Below are 18,952 nucleotides of genomic sequence, written 5' to 3'. Positions count from 1 at the left end.
TGGTGCCGTCCACGTTCGTTAGGGTCGGTTGTAGCGGATCACCCGAGTAGGGAAGCAGGACATCACCTGCGGTCACCGAGGACACCCGGTGGTTCGTCGGGTCCACTTTGGAAGGACTGCGACGAGCTCCGGCAAGACCCGACTGACCAGGGTGGACAAGGGCCCATTGTGGGAGAAGGCAGGGGAGACGTGACGCAGCACCTGACTGTTCCGGCGTCCGACGCGCAGGCGCCGTCCATGCGGACGGGCACGAACGGACTCTCGCTCAACGACTCGGTTTACGAGCGGCTGCTGCGGGAGCGGATCATCGTCCTCGGCTCCCAGGTCGAGGAGAACATCTCGAACCAGATCTGCTCGCAGCTGCTGCTGCTGGCGGCCGAGGACCCGGACCGCGACATTTCGCTGTACATCAACTCGCCGGGCGGTTCGGTCACCGCCGGCATGGCGATCTACGACACGATGGAACTGGTCAAGCCGGACGTGGCCACGGTCGCGATGGGCATGGCGGCCTCGATGGGGCAGTTCCTGCTGTCCGCAGGTGCCAAGGGCAAGCGCTTCGCGCTGCCGCACGCGCGGATCATGATGCACCAGCCCTCGGCGGGCCTCGGTGGTACCGCGGCGGACATCGCCATTCAGGCGAAGATGTTCACCAAGCACAAGGAAGAGATGGCGGGCCTGATCGCCGGGCAGACGGGCAAGTCCGTCGAGACGATCATGACCGACTTCGACCGGGACCGGTGGTTCACCGCCGAGGAAGCTCGCGACTACGGGCTCGTGGACTACGTGGCGAGCGCGGCGAACCTGCCGACCAGCTGATCACCCCTCCCGCACCCGGACCTAGTTACGAGGAGTCACCAGTAGTGAACCCTTACCAGTCTCTTCAGTCCCGGTACGTGCTGCCGTCGTTCGTCGAGCGCACCGCGTACGGGGTCAAGGAGTCGAACCCGTACAACAAGCTGTTCGAGGAGCGCATCGTGTTCCTCGGCGTCCAGGTCGACGACGCGTCGGCCAACGACGTGATGGCGCAGCTGCTCTTCCTGGAGTCCGACGACCCGGACCGCGAGATCCAGATGTACATCAACTCTCCCGGTGGCTCGTTCACCGCGATGATGGCCATCTACGACACCATCCAGTACGTGCGTCCGGACGTGCGCACCATCTGCCTGGGCCAGGCAGCCTCGGCCGCTGCGGTGCTGCTGGCCGCGGGCACCGAGGGCAAGCGCCAGGCGCTGCCCAACTCCCGCGTGCTGATCCACCAGCCGTCCGTGGAGGGCATCTACGGTCAGGTCTCCGACCTGGAGATCCAGGCCAACGAGGTCCAGCGGATGCGCGACCTGATGGAGTCCTCGCTGGCCAAGCACACCAAGCGCTCCAAGGAGCAGGTGCACGAGGACGTCGACCGCGACAAGATCCTCACCGCCGAGCAGGCCAAGGAGTACGGCATCATCGACGAGGTCGTGCCGTACCGGAAGCTCTCGGCTCAGCAGTCCTGAGGCTTCGTGGTTCTCGCACCTCGCGGCTGCGCCGCTCGCGCGCGGTTTCAGGAGCAGGAGCTCGAGTGTTTCCCGGGGGCTCACGGGTCCCCGGGAAACGTTCCGGCTGGGTGAGTTCCGGTCGGTGGTCCTGAGGTGGACCGGGCGCCACGCCCGGCCACCGGGACCGCGACACGCCGAACGCGACGCTGGTCACAGCACGCTCGGCGATGGCGGACACTGTGAGTCTCCCCGAACTCGGGGAACGACAGGTACCGTCGGAGGCACATACGGTCAGGCGCGCTACTCGGAGGGCGCGCCGGAGGGGACGGGGTCAGCGGTCATGGCACGTATCGGTGACGGCGGCGACCTGCTGAAGTGCTCCTTCTGCGGGAAGAGCCAAAAGCAGGTGAAGAAGCTCATCGCCGGCCCCGGCGTGTACATCTGCGATGAGTGCATCGATCTCTGCAACGAGATCATCGAAGAGGAGCTGGCCGAGGCCGGTGAGGTCAAGCTCGACGAGCTGCCCAAGCCGGCGGAGATCCACGAGTTCCTCGACCAGTACGTCATCGGGCAGGACCCGGCGAAGCGCAACCTCTCGGTCGCGGTCTACAACCACTACAAGCGCATCCAGGCCGGTGAGCGGCGTGAGGCGCGTGGTGAAGAGGCCGTCGAGCTGGCCAAGTCCAACATTCTGATGCTCGGTCCGACCGGCTGCGGCAAGACCTACCTGGCGCAGACGCTGGCCAAGATGCTCAACGTGCCCTTCGCGATCGCCGACGCCACGGCGCTGACCGAAGCCGGGTACGTGGGCGAGGATGTCGAGAACATCCTGCTCAAGCTGATCCAGGCCGCCGACTACGACGTCAAGCGCGCCGAGACCGGCATCATCTACATCGACGAGGTCGACAAGATCGCTCGCAAGAGCGAGAACCCGTCGATCACCCGCGACGTCTCCGGTGAGGGCGTGCAGCAGGCGCTGCTGAAGATCCTTGAGGGCACCACGGCGAGCGTGCCGCCGCAGGGCGGTCGCAAGCACCCGCACCAGGAGTTCATCCAGATCGACACGACGAACGTGCTGTTCGTCGTGGCCGGTGCCTTCGCCGGGCTGGAGAAGATCGTCGAGGAGCGGGTCGGCAAGCACAGCGTCGGGTTCGGCGCGGAGCTGCGCTCGAAGTCCGAGATCGACACCGCGGACCACTTCTCCGACGTGATGCCCGAGGACCTGATCAAGTACGGCCTGATCCCGGAGTTCATCGGCCGGCTGCCCACGGTGGCCAGCGTGACGAACCTCGACAAGCCGTCGCTGGTGCAGATCCTCACCGAGCCGCGCAACGCGCTGGTGAAGCAGTACAAGCGGTTGTTCGAGATGGACAACGTGGAGCTGGAGTTCACCAAAACCGCGCTGGAGGCCATCGCCGACCAGGCGATCCTGCGGGGCACCGGGGCGCGCGGTCTGCGCGCGATCCTGGAGGAGGTCCTGCTGCCGGTCATGTACGACATCCCGAGCCGCTCGGACGTGGCGAAGGTCGTGATCACCGAGCAGACCGTGCGGGAGAACGTCAACCCGACGATCGTGGCCCGTCAGGCGTCGCGCCGGGAGCGCCGCGACAAGTCCGCCTGAGCAGTCATTCCGCGAACGCCCCGTGCCGGCCTCGGCACGGGGCGTTTTCGCGGCCTTCACCCGACACGGTCATTTCGGTCACGTCGTGCACACCCGGTGCCACGTTCTGCGGTGGCGCGGTGAATAGTTGATATTGGACGGGGTGGCGACGACGAGTCCGGGAGTGCCTGCCATGAGCGAGATGCACGTTCTGCTGGTCCACGGGATGACCGGTGCGGGTCCGTGGCACTGGCAGCAGTGGCTGGCCGGACAGCTCCGGGACCACGACGTCGAGGTCCACGCACCGCTGCTGCCTGACCCCGACCGCCCCGATCTGCGGCGTTGGCTGCCCGCGCTGCGGGACGAGCTCGCGGCGGTGCCGCCGGAGGCGGAGCTGGTGGTGGCCGCGCACTCGTGCGGAGCGGCGCTGTGGCTGCACCACGCCGCCAGCGTGGGCCCCGAGCAGCGCAGCGCGGACCGGGTCCTGCTGGTGGCCCCGCCGGACGCCGACTGGGACCACCCGGACTCCCACGACATCACCCCCTACCCGGCCGATGCGACGTCGCTGCGCCGCGCGGCGGGCATGACCCGCCTGGTGGTCGGCACCGGGGACACCTACCTGCCGATGCACCGCGCCCACGCCCTGGCCGAAGACCTGCAGGTCGAGATGGACGTCATCCTCGACGGCGGTCACCTCAACACCGACGCCGGCTACGGCCCCTGGCCCGCGATCTTGCGCTGGACCCTCTACGGCACGGCGCCCCTCCACGACCGCTTCGACACCGACGCCTACACCGCAGGCCGCTCCCAAGAACAACTCCGCCTCGTCTGACCCGCCCACCCCACCAGCGCCGATCCCGATTACTGCGGTATTCGGAGCCCCGATTACTGCGGTATTCGGGGTTGGCGTTGGCCGGGTGTTGATCGCCGCTGGGGCGGGGTGCGGTTCAGGGGCGGAGGTGGCCGCCGATGAAGTCGACGAGCTCGGGGAGGGCCTTGCGGAAGTAGGTCTTGTTGTGGCGGCCCGGAGTCGTGGAGGCGTAGGTGGGCCTGGCGAGGCGGATGAAGCGGCGGGTGCCCTCGATGAAGCGGTCGCCGTTGCCGCACCAGACGCCGACCGGCAGGTCACCGAGGCTGTCGATGTGGCGCAGCGGGTCGATCGCCTTCCACTCCGCCTCGTTGGTGAACGCGCGTCGCTTGCGCATCTCGCGCCAGTTGGTGTGCAGCGCCGGGGCGATCGCGCCCGCCGCCTGCAGCGGGTCGCCGAGCTCGCGGCGTCGCCGCGCGTACACCAGCGCGCCGAACCCGCCCATCGAGATGCCCGCGGCTGCGACCGGGGCGCTGAGCCCGCGCTCGTTCAGCCACTGCGGGACCTCGTCGAGCAGCATGCTCATCGCGTCGTCATCGGGACGGCGGTGCCAGTAGTTGTTCGGACCACCGTCCACCGCGAGCAGCATGAAAGGCGGAATCCGCCCGGCCGCAACGGAGTTCGACAGGTACACCGGCAGACCGCTGACCGAGTCCATCGCGTCGCCGAACCGCCCGTGCAGCATCAGGCAGACCGGAAGCCCTTCGGCCGGAACGTCCCTGGGGCGGATCGCCACCACGTTCACGTTCTCCTTGCGGGCGTGGGAGTAGAGCCGCTCCACGGAGACGTTCTTGGCGAGCGACACGCGCTGCTCGACCGGATGGCCGGCGCTGTCGGTGCTCAGCCCGAGCCCGACTGCCGCCAAACCGGCGACACCCGAGGTCAGCAGCGTGCGCCGGGCCAGCGGGGCGCCGATCGATCGTCGGTGGGGCAAACCAGTCCTCCTCGAACACCTCCGGACATCATCCCAACCGCATCGGGTGTTCGTCACGCGGATTCGGTGATCTCCACGCGCTCCGCTCCGGTGTAGACGTTCATCGAAGACCCGCGGAGGAAGCCGACGAGCGTCATGCCCTGCTCCTCGGCCAGGTCCACGGCCAGCGAGGACGGTGCCGAGACCGCTGAGAGCATCGGCACGCCCGCCATCGCCGCCTTCTGCACCAGCTCGAACGACGCTCGGCCCGACACCATCAGCACGCAGCTGGTGAGCGGCACGCGACGTTCCATCAGGGCCCAGCCCATCACCTTGTCGACCGCGTTGTGCCTGCCGACGTCTTCGCGCACCACGAGCAGCTCGCCCCGCTCGTCGAACAGGCCTGCCGCGTGCAGGCCGCCGGTGGAGTCGAAGACGCGCTGGGCCGAGCGCAGCGCGTCGGGCAGTCCGATGAGGGTTTCGGGAGCGATGCTCAGCGGGTCGGTGGCGGGGGAGTGGCGGGTCCGCAGCTTCACCGCGTCCAGCGCGGCCTTCCCGCACACCCCGCACGAGGAGGTGGTGTAGAAGTTGCGCTCCACGGAGGCGTCCGGCATCGGGACGCCGGGCGCCAGCGCGATGTCGAGCACGTTGTAGGTGTTGCGCCCGTCGGGTCCGGGGCTGTCGCAGTAGCGGGCGGTGGCCAGCTCGTCGCGGTCGGCGATGACGCCTTCCGTCAGGAGGAATCCGTGCGCCAGCTCCACGTCGTGACCGGGTGTGCGCATCGTCACCGACAGGGGCTTGCCGTTGACCCGGATTTCCAGCGGCTCCTCGGCGGCGAGGGTGTCCGGCCTGGTCCGGTTGCCGTTCTCGGCGATCCGGAGCACCGGCCGCCGCACCGTGACCCGTCCCATTGCGCCTCCTCGGAACTTTGTTTCATTTTGAAATTGGACGACTCGTTCCGGCCGTTGGCAACAGTATGCTCGGCGCGCTGATCAACGTCGCGAAGCCGGGAGGCCCAATGGTTTCAGGGCTGCTGTCACCCAGTCGAATCGCCGCTCCACCGGACTGGAGCCGCTGGCTGATCCCACCGGCGGCGCTGGCGGTGCACCTGTCGATCGGGCAGGTCTACGCGTGGAGCGTGTTCAAGCCGCCGCTGGAGGAGGCCCTGGGGCTGTCGGGCACCTTGAGCGCGCTGCCGTTCCAGCTGGGCATCGTCATGCTCGGGCTGTCGGCCGCGGTGGGCGGCACGCTGGTCGAGAAGCGCGGTCCGCGCTGGGCCATGACCGTCTCGGCGGTCTGCTTCTCGCTCGGGTTCCTGATCTCGTCGCTGGGCGTCGCGCTGGGCCAGTACTGGTTGGTGGTGCTCGGCTACGGCTTCGTGGGCGGCATCGGTCTGGGCATCGGCTACATCTCGCCGGTGTCGACGCTGATGAAGTGGTTCCCGGACCGGCCGGGCATGGCGACCGGCATCGCCATCATGGGTTTCGGCGGCGGTGCGCTGATCGCCTCGCCGTGGTCGACGCAGATGCTGGACACCTTCGGCGAGGACCGCTCCGGCATCGCGCAGACGTTCCTGGTGCACGGCGTGGTCTACGCGGTGTTCATGTCGCTGGGCGCGCTGCTGGTGCGGGTTCCCGCGCCGGGCTGGCGTCCCAAGTCGATGCCGAAGCAGGCCGTCAAGCCGATGATCACCACGGCAGAGGTGACGGCCAACAACGCCTTGCGCACTCCGCAGTTCTGGCTGCTGTGGGTGATCCTGTGCTGCAACGTCACCGCGGGCATCGGGATCCTGGAGAAGGCGTCGCCGATGATCGTGGGCTTCTTCTCCGGCAGCGCGACTCCGGTGGCCACCGGAGCGGCGGCCGGTTTCGTGGCGCTGCTGTCCCTGACCAACATGGCCGGCCGGTTCGTGTGGTCGTCGGCATCGGACGTGGTGGGGCGCAAGAACATCTACCGCCTCTACCTGGGCGGCGGAACGCTGCTGTACCTGGGCATCCTGCTGTTCGGCGCGACCGGTGTCCCGGTGTTCGTGCTGTGCGCGATCCTGATCCTGTCGTTCTACGGCGGCGGTTTCGCCACCGCGCCCGCGTACTTGAAGGACCTCTTCGGCAACCTGCAGGTCGGCGCGATCCACGGCCGGTTGCTCACCGCGTGGTCGGTGGCCGGCGTGCTCGGACCGCTGATCGTCAACGCCGTCGCCGACGCGCAGGAAGCGGGCGGCGCGAAGGGTCCTGACCTGTACGCGGTCTCGCTCTACATCATGATCGGGCTGCTGGTCGTCGGCTTCATCGCCAACGAGCTGATCCGCCCGGTCGCCCCGAAGTTCCACGAACCGGCGAAGGGAGGAGACAAGTGACGACCGCGAACCGCCGAGTCCTCCTGGTCATCGCCTGGCTCTGGGTAGGCGTCCCGTTCCTCTACGGCCTCTACGAACTCATCACCAAGGTCACCAAGCTCTTCACCGGCTGACCTGGTGGCCATCGCGAGAGGGGCGCGGCTCGACGAGTCGCGTCCCTCTCGCGCGCGCGTGCCGCGCGTCACGCTCCTGCTGGTCGTGGCCGGTGGTATGCCCGGGTAAACCGCCGTTCGGGCACTCGTAGAATTCGACGTGTGACACAGACCCATGCAGCCGCAACCCGTGAACTCCCGTCGACCTGGAATCCGGCCGACGTAGAGGCCGAGCTGTACGAGCGCTGGGTAGCCGCCGAGTACTTCACCGCCGATCCGAGCAGCGACAAGCCGCCGTTCTCGATCGTCATCCCGCCGCCGAACGTCACCGGCAGCCTGCACATCGGCCACGCCTTCGAGCACACGCTGATGGACATCCTCACCCGGCGCCGCCGGATGCAGGGCTACGAGGCGCTGTGGCTGCCGGGCATGGACCACGCCAGCATCGCGGTGCAGGCGCTGGTCGAGAAGCAGCTGCGCGAGGAGGGCATCGACCACCGCGAGCTCGGCCGCGAGAAGTTCCTGGAGCGCGTCTGGGGCTGGAAGGAGAAGCACGGCGGGGCGATCCTGTCGCAGATGCGTCGCCTCGGCGACAGCGTCGACTGGTCCCGCGAGCGCTTCACAATGGACGACGGCCTGTCGCGCGCCGTCCAGACGATCTTCAAGAACCTCTACGACGACGGCCTGATCTACCGCGCCGAGCGGCTGGTCAACTGGTCGCCGGAGATGCGCACGGCGATCTCCGACATCGAGGTGGAGCACAAGGAGGTCGAGGGCGAGCTCGTCTCCATGCGCTACGGCGACGGTGACGACGCGATCGTGGTGGCCACCACGCGGGTCGAGACGATGCTCGGCGACACAGCCATCGCGGTGCACCCGAACGACCAGCGCTACCAGCACATGGTCGGCACCGAGGTCGAACTGCCCCTGACCGGCCGCAAGATCCCGATCGTCCCTGACGAGCACGTCGATCCCGAGTTCGGCACCGGTGCGGTCAAGGTGACCCCGGCGCACGACCCGAACGACTTCGAGATCGGCAAGCGGCACGACCTGCCGATGCTCACGATCATGGACGAGCAGGGCCGCATCGCCCACACCGGAACCCGCTTCGACGGCATGGACCGCTTCGAGGCCCGGGTGGCGGTGCGCGAGGCGCTGCGCGAGCAGGACCGCATCGTCGCCGAGAAGCGCCCGTACGCGCACAGCGTCGGGCACAGCTCGCGCTCCAAGGAACCGATCGAGCCCCGGCTGTCCCTGCAGTGGTTCGTCAAGGTGGGCCCGCTGGCGCAGGCCGCCGGCGACGCCGTCCGCGACGGCCGGGTCGCCGTGCACCCGCCGGAGATGGCCAAGCGCTACTTCGACTGGGTCGACAACCTGCACGACTGGGCCATCTCGCGGCAGCTGTGGTGGGGCCACCGGATCCCGATCTGGTACGGCCCGAACGGCGAGGTCGTGTGCGTCGGACCGGACGAGGAGCCGCCGTCGGGCGACGGCTGGCACCAGGACGAGGACGTCCTCGACACCTGGTTCTCCTCCGGCCTCTGGCCGTTCTCGACCATGGGCTGGCCGGACTCCACGCCGGAGCTGGAGAAGTTCTACCCGACGTCCGTGCTGGTCACCGGCTACGACATCCTCTTCTTCTGGGTCGTCCGGATGATGATGATGGGCCTGTACGCGATGAAGGACCGGGACCCGGCCGAGGCCGTCCCCTTCAAGACCATCGCGCTGCACGGCATGGTCCGCGACGCGCACGGCAAGAAGATGTCGAAGTCCGCGGGCAACACCGTCGATCCGCTGGAGTGGATGGACACCTACGGCACCGACGCGCTGCGGTTCACCCTGGCGCGCGGCGCGAACCCGGGCACCGACTCGCCGATCAGCGAGGAGTGGGTCTCGGCGTCGCGCAGCTTCGGCACGAAGCTGTTCAACGCCACCAAGTTCGCGCTGATGAACGGCGCTCGCGTGCCGGAGTCGCCGCTGCGGCGGGAGTCGCTGACCGACGCGGACCGCTGGATCCTCGACCGCGCCGACGCGCTCGTGTCCTACGTGGACGACATGATGGAGGACTTCCAGTTCGCCAAGGCCACCGAGGCGCTCTACCACTTCACGTGGGACGAGTTCTGCGACTGGTACCTGGAGCTGTCCAAGGTCCAGATGGACGGCTCGGAGGAGCGCGCCGAGCGGACCCGCGAGGTCCTCGGCCACGTCCTCGACGTGCTGCTGCGCCTGCTGCACCCGACGATCCCGTTCCTCACCGAGACCCTGTGGACGGCGCTGACCGGCCGCGAGTCCGTGGTGATCGCCGACTGGCCGAAGGCCACCGGCGCCGAGGCCGACAGCGGTGCGGCCGACCGGATCGCGGCGACCCAGAAGCTGATCACCGAGATCCGCCGATTCCGCTCCGACCAGGGCCTCAAACCCGGTCAGAAGGTCGCGGCGCGGCTCAGCGGGGTCGAGGAGCTGGGGCTGGCCGAGCACGTGGCCGCGGTCCGGTCGCTGGCGAAGGTGACCGAGCCGGGCGAGGACTTCACCTCCTCGGCGTCCATCGAGGTCGGGCTGGCCGGCGGCAACGTCGACGTCGAGCTGGACCTCTCCGGTGCGATCGACGTCGAGGCCGAGCGCAAGCGCCTGGCCAAGGACCTCGCCGCCGCCGAGAAGGAGCTGTCCGGAGCCGACAAGAAGCTCGGCAACCAGGCGTTCCTGGACAAGGCCCCGGCCGAGGTCGTCGACAAGATCAAGGCCCGCCGCGAGGTCGCCGAAGGCGACATCGCCCGCATCACGGCACGCCTGGAAGCCCTCCCGCAGGGCTGACGCGCATCGAGAAGGGGCCCTCCCGGCGAGGGCCCCTTTCTCATGTCGAGCGGGCCTGGGCGGTCGTCCACCAGGGGCGACGTAGACTTCAACCTCGGCATTTTCGTCGTTGGTAGGGGAGTGGGCACTTGACCGGCATGGATCCCGCCGCGTTGCACGAGCTGCGCGTGGTGGAGGCCGAGCTCAACGAACGCTGGCCGGAGACCAAGATCGAGCCGTCGCTGGACCGCATCCGCGCGCTCACCGACCTGCTCGCCGAACCGCAGCGCAGCTATCCGGTCGTGCACATCGCGGGCACCAACGGGAAGTCGTCCACGACGCGCATCATCGACGCCCTGCTGACCGGGCTCGAACTGCGCACCGGCCGCTACACCAGCCCGCACCTGCAGCTGGCCACCGAGCGCATCGGCGTCGACGGCGCTCCGATCAGCCCGGCCGGCTACGTCGAGGCGTACCGCGACGTGGCGCCGTACGTGTCCATCGTGGACTCCCAGAGCGACGTCAAGATGAGCAAGTTCGAGGTGCTTACCGGCATGGCGTTCGCCGCGTTCGCCGACGCCCCGGTCGACGCCGGGGTCGTCGAGGTCGGGCTCGGCGGCAGCTGGGACGCCACCAACGTCGCCGACGCCAAGGTCGCGGTGATCTGCCCCGTCGCGCTGGACCACGCCGAGTACCTCGGCACCGACCTCGCCGGGATCGCCCGCGAGAAGGCCGGGATCATCAAGCCCGAGTCCATCGTGGTCATGGCCGCGCAGCCCTCGGAGGTGCAGCCGGAGATCATGAACCGGATCGCCGAGGTGGACGCGACCGTGGCGCGCGAAGGCCAGGAGTTCGGCGTGCTGGAGCGGACCGTCGCGGTCGGCGGCCAGCTGCTGAAGCTGCAGGGCCTCGGCGGCGTCTACGACGAGATCTTCCTGCCGCTGCACGGCGAGCACCAGGCCCGCAACGCGGCACTGGCGCTGGCGGCCGTCGAGGCGTTCTTCGGCGCGGGCGCGGAACGTCAGCTCGACGTGGAGCGGATCCGCTCGGCGTTCGCCTCCGTCATCGTGCCCGGCAGGCTGGAGCGCGTGCGCGCGGCGCCGACGGTGCTGGTCGACGCCGCCCACAACCCGCACGGCACCCGAGCCCTGGCCGACGCGTTGAGCTCGGAGTTCTCCTTCCGCAAGCTGGTCGCGGTGGTGGGCGTGCTGGGCGACAAGGACGCGCGCGGCATCCTCGCCGAGCTGGAGCCGGTGGTGGAGGAGCTGGTGCTGACCCGCAACTCCTCGCCGCGCTCGCTGGACCCGGACGAGCTCGCCGGGATCGCGCTGGACATCTTCGGGCAGGACCGGATCATGGTCGAGCCCCGGCTGGACAACGCGGTCGAGCAGGCGATCCAGCTGGCCGAGGAGACCGATGATCCGGGCGAGTCGGTGTCCGGCGGCGGTGTGGTGATCACCGGGTCCGTGGTGACCGCGGGAGAGGCCCGCGCGCTGTTCGGCAAGGAGCCCGCGTGAGCGAGACGGGAGCGGTCGTGGCCGAGGAGTCCCAGCCCGAGAAGGGCCTGCCGGAGGCGCCGGAGGGCGTGCGCGACCCGTGGAAGGGTCTGCGCGGCATCATGGCGGCCACGCTGGCGCTGGAGTTCATCACGTTCCTGCTGGCGCTGCCGGTGGTGTGGAAGTTCGGTGGTGGGGTCTCCAGCGCCGGCTTCGTGATCGTCATCGTGCTGTCGGTGCTGATGCTGGTGGCGGCCTTCGTGCAGCGCCGCCCGTGGGGCCTGGGATTCGCGCTGGGGCTTCAGGCCGCGATGATCCTGTGCGTCTTCATCCACCCGTCGATCGGCATCATGGGTGCGATCTTCGCGCTGATCTGGGCCTACGTGCTGCACCTGCGCAAGGACCTCGCCAAGCGCATGCGCGAGGGCCAGCTCTACGACCAGCTCGGCCACCCGCCGGGCCACCCCGAGGGCACCGACTAGCCCCCACCTGCGAGAACCCCGGGGGATTCGAATTTCGCGCGAAGTTCGAGTCGGGACTTTCGCACTCCAATTTCGCGCGAAATTCGAATTCTTCCCTCGGTCAGGTGAGGTCGACGACGGCTCGGCCCAGGATCTCGCCGCGGTTGAGGGCGTCGAAGGCCTCCTGGACCTCCTCGAACGGGTAGCGGCGGCTGATGGCGTCCTGCGGGCGGAGCTGGCCCCGGGCCACCAGGTCGAGCAGGACCGGCATGTCCCGGCGGGGCTTGGCTCCGTAGGAGCCCTTGATCTGGAGCTTGCGCCGGGCGATCGTGGCGAGGTCGAACTCGCCGGTGATGCCCCGGGCGGCGATGCCGACGATCACGACCTGGCCGCCTTCGACGACCGAGTCCCTGGCGACGTTGAACGTCGGGACCGCGCCCAGCGCCTCGAAGGCGACGTCCACGCCGCGCCCGCCGGTCAGCTCCCGGATCACCGCGGGAGCGTCCACTTCGGACGAGTTCACCGTGTGCGTGGCGCCCAGCCGGCGGGCGCCTTCGAGCTTGTCCTCGTTGATGTCGACCGCGATGATCGTCGACGCGCCGAAGATCGACGCCAGCTGGATCAGCGCCGAGCCGACCCCGCCCGCCGCGACCACCGCCACGGTGTCGCCGACCTGCACGTTCGCCGCGTGCCGCAGCGCGCCGTAGGCCGTCATCGTCGAGCACCCGACCGAGGCGACGTCCGACAGCTCGACACCGTCCGGAACCCGGTACACCGAGGTCACCGGGGTCACGCAGCGCTCGGCCATCCCGCCCTGCGAGTACATCCAGACCGGCTCGCCGCCGGGCCGGTGCAGCCGGGTGTCGTCGTCGTAGAGCTTGCCCTGGCCCCGGTTGAAGCGGAAGAACCGCTCGCAGATCTCCTCGTTGCCGCGCGAGCACTGCCCGCACTGCCCGCACGGCATGATGAAGCTGGTCACGACCGGGTCGCCCACCGACAGCCCGCTGACGCCCGAACCGAGTTCGGAGACCACACCGGCCACCTCGTGACCGAGCACGGCGGGCGTGGGGAACGGCAGCTCGCCCTTGATCACGTGCAGGTCGCTGTGGCAGGCGCCGCAGGAGCGCACGTCGATGGCGACCTCACCGGCCCTCGGCGTCGGATCGTCCAGCTGCTCGATCCGCAGCGGCTCGTTGGCGGCGATGTGCACGGCGGCGCGCATCGGGACCTCCTCGTCTCCAGCGGCCAGTCGGTTCGGCCGTGAAGCTAGCGGTCCGACCGGTCTCACACCAGGGTCCGCGCGGTGCGGCGATTGAACACCGAAGTTTCACCTGCCCGTTCACCTGTGGTGAGCGCGGCGCGGCCTGGCCCGATTAGAACCGGGGACATGACCCCCGAGAACCTGACTCGCCGCGAGCTCCTGCGCCGCGGTGCCACCGGCGCCGGTCTGCTCGCGGCCGGCGCGCTGCTCCCGGGCACCGCCTTCGCGCGTTCCGGCCGCCCCGTGCTGACCCACGGCGTGCAGCTCGGCGACCCGCGCCCGGACGGCGCCGTGGTGTGGACCCGGGCCGACCGCCCGTCCCGCATGTTCGTCGAGATCTCCGCGCGCGAGGACTTCCGCGACGCACTTCGCGTCCCCGGCCCGGACCTGACGCCCGACACCGACGGCACCGGTGAGCTGCGGCTCACCGGTATCCCGGCGGGCCGCGAGGTGCACTACCGGGTCACCGCCGAGGACCTCGACGGCCGGGTGGCCAGCGAGGGCCTGACCGGCACCTTCCGCACGGTGCCGCAGGACCGCAGCGACGTGCGGTTCCTGTGGTCGGGTGACGTGGTGGGCCAGGGCTGGGGCATCAACCCCGACATCGGCGGCATGACGATCTACCGCGCGATGGCTGACCGCCGTCCTGACTTCTTCCTGCACAGCGGCGACACGGTCTACGCGGATGGGCCGGTGAAGGAGTCGGTGACGCTGCCCGACGGCCGGGTCTGGCGCAACATCGTCACCCCGGAGAAGTCGAAGGTCGCCGAAACCCTCGCCGAGTACCGCGGCCAGTTCGCCTACAACCTGCTCGACGAGAACGTGCGCGGTTTCGCCGCCGACGTCCCGCAGCTGATCCAGTGGGACGACCACGAGGTCACCAACAACTGGTACCCCGGCGAGATCCTGGACAACGACGCCTACACCGAGAAGCGCGTGGACGTGCTGGCCCAGCGCGCGTTCCAGGCGTTCCACGAGTGGCAGCCGGTCCGCCGGCAGGACGCGGTCGACGGCCGGGTGTACCGAAAGGTCTCGCACGGCCCGCTGCTGGACGTGTTCGTGCTGGACATGCGCTCCTACCGGGACGCGAACTCCACGGGAACCGAGCCGGAGAGCATCCTCGGCGAGGAGCAGGCCCGCTGGCTGGTCAGCGAGCTGACGAAGTCCCGCGCGACCTGGAAGGTCATCGCCTCGGACATGCCGATCGGCATCATCGTCCCCGACGGCGACAAGATCGAGGGCGTCGCCAACGGACTGCCGGGAGCTCCCAACGGCCGCGAGTCCGAGCTGGCGCGGGTGCTGCAGGAGATCAGCCGCCGCGAGGTGCGCAACGTCGTCTGGCTGACCGCCGACGTGCACTACTCGGCGGCGATCAATTACTCGCCGCAGCGCGCGGCGTTCACCTGCTTCGACGAGTTCTGGGAGTTCGTCTCGGGACCGCTGCACGCGGGCGCCTTCGGCCCCAGCAAGATGGACCCCACCTTCGGCCCGGAGGTCGCCTTCGTCAGCGCGCCCACCCGCCAGGGCGCGTCCCCGATGGAGGGCTTCCAGCACTTCGGCGAGGTCAACATCGACGGCGAAACGGAACAGTTCACCGTCGACATCCGCGACCAACAGGGCAACGCTCTCTGGAGCGCCACCCTCGACCCCCGCCGCTGACCGGATTTCAGTGGAAATCGGAACCCTGGTTTCCACTGAAATCCGCCGGTCGCCGCGTAGGCGTGATCGATTCGGGCCCCGGGAGAGGTGGGTTCACCTGCGTCGATACGCTTGCAATCAATTCGGGCGCTGGGTCTTCGCGCCTGGCGCAACCGTGAAGTGAGGAGAGAGAACGTGAGCGAGCGCACTCTGGTGCTGGTCAAGCCCGACGGCGTCGAGCGGGGCCTCGTCGGCGAGGTGATCAGCCGGATCGAGCGCAAGGGCCTGAAGCTGGTCGCGCTGGAGCTCAAGAACGTCGACCGCCAGCTCGCCGAGCAGCACTACGCCGAGCACGACGGCAAGCCGTTCTTCGAGAGCCTGATCGAGTTCATCACCGGTGGCCCGGTCGTGGCGGCCTGCGTCGAGGGCCCGAAGGCCATCGCGGCGTTCCGCCAGCTGGCCGGTGGCACCGACCCGGTCGACAAGGCCGCCCCGGGCTCGATCCGCGGCGACTTCGGCCTGGAGGTCCAGTACAACCTGGTCCACGGCTCGGACTCCACGGAGTCCGCGGCCCGCGAGCTCAAGCTCTGGTTCCCGGACCTCTGATCACCGGTGGTCGTTGTGCGTTGCGGTGCGGGTAGCGGAACCTGACACGCCGCCTGGACTCCGTGCGCCACTCCTGATGCATGCCAATGCACGGCGTCGCGGCGTACTCCCCAGACGACGTGTCAGAACCCGCGGCGGTGCGGGCTGCGAGGTGCTTTCAGCCTCGCGGTTTCGCCGCTCGCACGCGCTTCGACCGACGACTCGAGATGACTGTGAGGTGGGTTTCAGCCGGGTCTTGCCCGGCTGAAACGCCCCCGCTCGGCGCCCGGTCGAGGGACCTCTACCCTGGTCGCGTGGCTGTGGAGTCCGTTTTCGACAGGTTGGAACCCTTGCTGCCGCGGGTTTCCAAGCCCGTGCAGTACGTGGGCGGCGAGCTCAACTCGACCGTGAAGGCGTGGGAGGACGCCACCGTTCGGTGGTGCCTGATGTATCCCGACGCCTACGAGGTCGGGTTGCCCAACCAGGGTGTTCAGATCCTCTACGAGGTCCTCAACGAGCAGCCGGACGTGCTCGCCGAGCGGACCTACGCGGTGTGGCCGGACCTCGAAGAGCTCATGCGCGAGCACGAGATCCCGCAGTTCACCGTCGACGCGCACCGCCCGGTGGGCGAGTTCGACGTCTTCGGCGTCAGCTTCGCCACCGAGCTCGGCTACACGAACCTCCTCGGCGCGCTCGACCTGGCCGGAATACCGCTGCACGCGGTGGACCGCACCGACGACCACCCGATCGTGCTGGCCGGCGGTCACGCCGCGTTCAACCCGGAGCCCATCGCCGACTTCGTCGACGCGGCGGTGCTGGGTGACGGCGAGGAAGCCGTCCTGGAGATCACCGAGGCCGTCCGGCGCTGGAAGGGCGAGGGCCGTCCGGGTGGCCGCGACGAGCTGCTGCTGCGGCTGGCCGAGTCCGGCGGCGTCTACGTCCCCAAGTTCTACGACGTCTCCTACGGCGAGGACGGCGCGATCGCCGAGGTCGTGCCCAACCAGGAGCGCGCCCCCTACCGGGTGTTCAAGCGCACCACGATGGAGCTCGACGACTGGCCGTATCCGAAGCAGCCGCTGGTCCCGCTCGCGGAGAGCGTGCACGAGCGGATGAGCGTGGAGATCTTCCGCGGCTGCACCCGGGGCTGCCGCTTCTGCCAGGCCGGGATGATCACCCGGCCGGTGCGCGAGCGCTCGATCGAGGGCATCGGCGAGATGGTGCAGCGCGGCCTGGAGAACACCGGGTTCGAGGAGGTCGGCCTGCTGTCGCTGTCCTCGGCCGACCACTCCGAGATCGCCGAGGTCACCAAGGGCCTGGCCGACCGCTACGAGGGCACCAACACCGGTCTGTCGCTGCCGTCGACCCGGGTCGACGCGTTCAATATCGACCTGGCCAACGAGCTGTCCCGCAACGGTCGCCGCTCCGGGCTCACGTTCGCGCCTGAAGGCGGCAGCGAGCGGATCCGCCGGGTGATCAACAAGATGGTCTCCGAGGAAGACCTCATCCGCACCGTCTCGGCGGCCTTCGCCAACGGCTGGCGGCAGGTCAAGCTGTACTTCATGTGCGGTCTTCCCACCGAGGAGGACTCCGACGTCCTGCAGATCGCCGAGATGGCCAAGGAGGTCATCCGCGCAGGTCGCGCGGCGTCCGGGCGCAAGGACATCCGGTGCACGATCTCCATCGGCGGGTTCGTGCCCAAGCCGCACACCCCGTTCCAGTGGGCCTCGCAGACCGATCCGGAGACCGTGGACGACCGGCTGCGCAAGCTCCGCGAGGCGATCAACACCGACCGCTCGCTGGGCCGCAACATCGGCATGCGCTACCACGACGGCAAGCCCTCGCTGATCGAAGGACTCCTCTCGCGCGGTGACCGCAGGCTCGGCCGGGTCATCGAGCGGGTGTGGCGCGAGGGCGGCCGGTTCGACGGCTGGAACGAGTACTTCTCCTACGAGCGCTGGGTGGACTGCGCGGAGGCCGAGCTCGCCGAGCTGGGCGTGGACCTGGCCTGGTTCACCACCCGCGAGCGCACCGAGAACGAGATCCTGCCGTGGGACCACCTGGACTCCGGGCTGGACAAGGAGTGGCTCTGGGCGGACTGGCAGGACGCCCTGGAAGCCCGCGAGCAGGACGACTGCCGGTGGACCCCGTGCTTCGACTGCGGTGTGTGCCCGACCATGGGCACCGACATCGAGGTCGGCCCGACCGGGCGAAAACTGCTCCCGATCTCGCCGGTCGGACAGGGCTCTCCGGTGCGGAATCCGGCGTTCACGAAAGGCTGACCTGCATGTTCGTGCGCGTTCGTGCGATCGCGCACGAACGTGCGTGCAGCCGTCGGCCAGGTACGGTCTGGATCGAAAACTTCCCGCTGGGTGTTGTCACCCCGCGGTTGAGCAAGCAAGCATCGTCGTCGACAGCGGTCCGGGGGGACCGGCGGTGACGATCATGGTCGGGGAGGCATTCTGAGTCGGCGAGATCACCCCAATCCTTCGGCGCCGCCGGTGCAGAAGCTGCGCCTGCGCTATGCCAAGAGGGGCAGGCTGCGGTTCACCTCGCACCGCGACGTGGCGCGCACCTTCGAGCGCGCGCTGCGCCGGGCCGGCGTACCGATGGCCTACTCCCAGGGCTTCAGCCCGCACCCCAAGGTGTCGTGGGCGGGAGCCGTGCCCACCGGTGTGTCCAGCGAGGCCGAGTACCTCGAGCTGCAGTTAGTCGAACGCGTCGAGCCCGAGTCGCTGCGCGCCGAGCTGGACGCCGCCCTGCCGGACGGGATCGACCTGCTCACGGCTGTGGAGGCGCGTCCGGGACCGCTCGCGGACCGGCTGGTGGTCAGCAAGTGGCGCATCGACATGCCCGGCACCGCAGTGGCCGAGCTGCGCCAGGCGGCCGAGCAGCTGATGGCCGCCGACAGCGCGCTGGTCGAGCGGATGACCAAGGACGGTCGCCGCACCATCGACGCGCGCGCCGCGCTGCTCAGCGCGGAGGTCTGGGAAGGTCCTCGGCCGATTGCGCAGCGTGATCAAAAACGCCGCGCGACCGCCCAGGTGGACGATTGGCCCGAGGCGTCCGCACCGTATGGGATACTCGTAACGGTCGTGCGGCAGACAACACCCGTCGTACGGCCCGACGACGTACTGAGCGCCCTGCGTGTCGTCGCCGGTCTGGAACCGTCGGCCGCCGCGAGCGCGACCCGGCTGGAACAGGGTCGGCTCGATGACGGGGGAGGCATTGCCGACCCGTTGGCCCAGGACTCAGACGGCGACCGGACTCCGGCGGGAGAGCCCGCGGCCGGGTGACGGACGGCGTGACGTCGTCGACCCGCCGTACGGCTTCCCGGCCTGCAGGTCCGGGGCGGAGGGACCACGAAGAATTGCCGTCGCCCGCGGGCGGCGGAAACTAAAAGATCGCACATGCCTCTGT

The 18,952-nt window shown here is 69.2% G+C and carries 15 protein-coding genes; 12 read left to right on the top strand and 3 right to left on the bottom strand.

Annotated elements, in window-relative coordinates; translation table 11 throughout:
- The first annotated feature begins 189 nt into the window (after positions 1–189).
- The 4 genes from AB0J78_RS29075 (at position 190) to AB0J78_RS29060 (ending at position 3,907) form a co-directional block, all read left to right on the top strand.
- Positions 190–816 carry an ATP-dependent Clp protease proteolytic subunit gene (locus AB0J78_RS29075; RefSeq protein ID WP_363794493.1) on the top strand — a complete coding sequence of 209 codons (627 nt, stop codon included), beginning with the start codon at positions 190–192 and terminating at the stop codon, positions 814–816.
- 44 nt (positions 817–860) lie between these two features.
- Complete coding sequence (locus AB0J78_RS29070; RefSeq protein ID WP_324265518.1) at positions 861–1,493, top strand: ATP-dependent Clp protease proteolytic subunit; 633 nt, start codon at positions 861–863, stop codon at positions 1,491–1,493.
- Between the two features lie 322 nt (positions 1,494–1,815).
- Complete coding sequence (gene clpX, locus AB0J78_RS29065) at positions 1,816–3,096, top strand: ATP-dependent Clp protease ATP-binding subunit ClpX (RefSeq protein WP_363794490.1); 1,281 nt, start codon at positions 1,816–1,818, stop codon at positions 3,094–3,096.
- Positions 3,097–3,268: 172 nt separating this feature from the next.
- Positions 3,269–3,907 carry an alpha/beta hydrolase gene (locus tag AB0J78_RS29060; RefSeq protein ID WP_363794488.1) on the top strand — a complete coding sequence of 213 codons (639 nt, stop codon included), beginning with the start codon at positions 3,269–3,271 and terminating at the stop codon, positions 3,905–3,907.
- A 115-nt stretch (positions 3,908–4,022) separates the two neighbouring features.
- Here the strand turns inward: AB0J78_RS29060 and AB0J78_RS29055 are convergent, their stop codons facing one another.
- Together AB0J78_RS29055 and fdhD are read right to left on the bottom strand one after the other, a co-directional pair.
- The gene (locus AB0J78_RS29055) at positions 4,023–4,877 is read right to left on the bottom strand and encodes an alpha/beta hydrolase-fold protein (protein ID WP_363794486.1); all 855 of its coding nucleotides are present in this window, start codon (positions 4,875–4,877) and stop codon (positions 4,023–4,025) included.
- A gap of 53 nt (positions 4,878–4,930) precedes the next feature.
- Complete coding sequence (gene fdhD / locus AB0J78_RS29050; RefSeq protein ID WP_363794484.1) at positions 4,931–5,767, bottom strand: formate dehydrogenase accessory sulfurtransferase FdhD; 837 nt, start codon at positions 5,765–5,767, stop codon at positions 4,931–4,933.
- A 107-nt stretch (positions 5,768–5,874) separates the two neighbouring features.
- Here fdhD and AB0J78_RS29045 point away from each other — a divergent pair, with 107 nt between their 5' ends.
- The 4 genes from AB0J78_RS29045 to AB0J78_RS29030 all read left to right on the top strand — a co-directional run bounded on the left by AB0J78_RS29045 (position 5,875) and on the right by AB0J78_RS29030 (position 12,072).
- Positions 5,875–7,212 (top strand): OFA family MFS transporter, encoded by a 1,338-nt coding sequence (locus tag AB0J78_RS29045; protein WP_363794482.1) that lies wholly within the window; start codon positions 5,875–5,877, stop codon positions 7,210–7,212.
- 254 nt (positions 7,213–7,466) lie between these two features.
- Positions 7,467–10,115 (top strand): valine--tRNA ligase, encoded by a 2,649-nt coding sequence (locus AB0J78_RS29040; protein WP_363794480.1) that lies wholly within the window; start codon positions 7,467–7,469, stop codon positions 10,113–10,115.
- 137 nt (positions 10,116–10,252) lie between these two features.
- Positions 10,253–11,611, top strand: a complete 1,359-nt coding sequence (locus AB0J78_RS29035) for a folylpolyglutamate synthase/dihydrofolate synthase family protein (RefSeq protein ID WP_363794655.1) — start codon at positions 10,253–10,255, stop codon at positions 11,609–11,611.
- Positions 11,608–12,072: a DUF4233 domain-containing protein gene (locus AB0J78_RS29030; protein WP_363794478.1), complete on the top strand. Its 465-nt coding sequence runs from the start codon at positions 11,608–11,610 to the stop codon at positions 12,070–12,072. Before AB0J78_RS29035 ends, AB0J78_RS29030 begins: the two co-directional genes overlap by 4 nt.
- A 100-nt stretch (positions 12,073–12,172) precedes the next feature.
- Here the strand turns inward: AB0J78_RS29030 and AB0J78_RS29025 are convergent, their stop codons facing one another.
- Positions 12,173–13,273: a zinc-binding dehydrogenase gene (locus tag AB0J78_RS29025; protein ID WP_363794476.1), complete on the bottom strand. Its 1,101-nt coding sequence runs from the start codon at positions 13,271–13,273 to the stop codon at positions 12,173–12,175.
- A 165-nt stretch (positions 13,274–13,438) separates the two neighbouring features.
- On the opposite strand from AB0J78_RS29025, the gene AB0J78_RS29020 reads away from it, so the two are divergent.
- The 4 genes from AB0J78_RS29020 to AB0J78_RS29005 all read left to right on the top strand — a co-directional run bounded on the left by AB0J78_RS29020 (position 13,439) and on the right by AB0J78_RS29005 (position 18,828).
- Positions 13,439–14,971 (top strand): alkaline phosphatase D family protein, encoded by a 1,533-nt coding sequence (locus AB0J78_RS29020; protein ID WP_363794474.1) that lies wholly within the window; start codon positions 13,439–13,441, stop codon positions 14,969–14,971.
- A gap of 174 nt (positions 14,972–15,145) precedes the next feature.
- Positions 15,146–15,556: a nucleoside-diphosphate kinase gene (ndk, locus tag AB0J78_RS29015; protein WP_363794472.1), complete on the top strand. Its 411-nt coding sequence runs from the start codon at positions 15,146–15,148 to the stop codon at positions 15,554–15,556.
- A 293-nt stretch (positions 15,557–15,849) separates the two neighbouring features.
- Entirely contained in the window at positions 15,850–17,814 is a 1,965-nt protein-coding gene (locus tag AB0J78_RS29010) for a TIGR03960 family B12-binding radical SAM protein (RefSeq protein WP_363794470.1), read from the top strand.
- A gap of 219 nt (positions 17,815–18,033) precedes the next feature.
- Positions 18,034–18,828: a TIGR03936 family radical SAM-associated protein gene (locus AB0J78_RS29005; protein WP_363794468.1), complete on the top strand. Its 795-nt coding sequence runs from the start codon at positions 18,034–18,036 to the stop codon at positions 18,826–18,828.
- Positions 18,829–18,952: the final 124 nt, after the last annotated feature.

Source organism: Saccharopolyspora sp. NPDC049426 (assembly GCF_040676935.1).
Taxonomy (GTDB): Bacteria; Actinomycetota; Actinomycetes; order Mycobacteriales; family Pseudonocardiaceae; genus Saccharopolyspora.
The sequence above is the reverse complement of the archived record's forward strand: the minus strand, read 5'-3'. Positions and strand labels throughout refer to the sequence as shown.

Excerpts from the sequence above, each read along its gene's own strand:
- clpX (WP_363794490.1), top strand. The coding sequence starts at position 1,816 with ATGGCACGTATCGGTGACGGCGGCGACCTGCTGAAGTGCTCCTTCTGC.
- AB0J78_RS29060 (WP_363794488.1), top strand. The coding sequence starts at position 3,269 with ATGAGCGAGATGCACGTTCTGCTGGTCCACGGGATGACCGGTGCGGGT.
- fdhD (WP_363794484.1), bottom strand. The coding sequence starts at position 5,767 with ATGGGACGGGTCACGGTGCGGCGGCCGGTGCTCCGGATCGCCGAGAAC.
- AB0J78_RS29045 (WP_363794482.1), top strand. The coding sequence starts at position 5,875 with ATGGTTTCAGGGCTGCTGTCACCCAGTCGAATCGCCGCTCCACCGGAC.
- AB0J78_RS29035 (WP_363794655.1), top strand. The coding sequence starts at position 10,253 with ATGGATCCCGCCGCGTTGCACGAGCTGCGCGTGGTGGAGGCCGAGCTC.
- AB0J78_RS29025 (WP_363794476.1), bottom strand. The coding sequence starts at position 13,273 with ATGCGCGCCGCCGTGCACATCGCCGCCAACGAGCCGCTGCGGATCGAG.
- AB0J78_RS29020 (WP_363794474.1), top strand. The coding sequence starts at position 13,439 with ATGACCCCCGAGAACCTGACTCGCCGCGAGCTCCTGCGCCGCGGTGCC.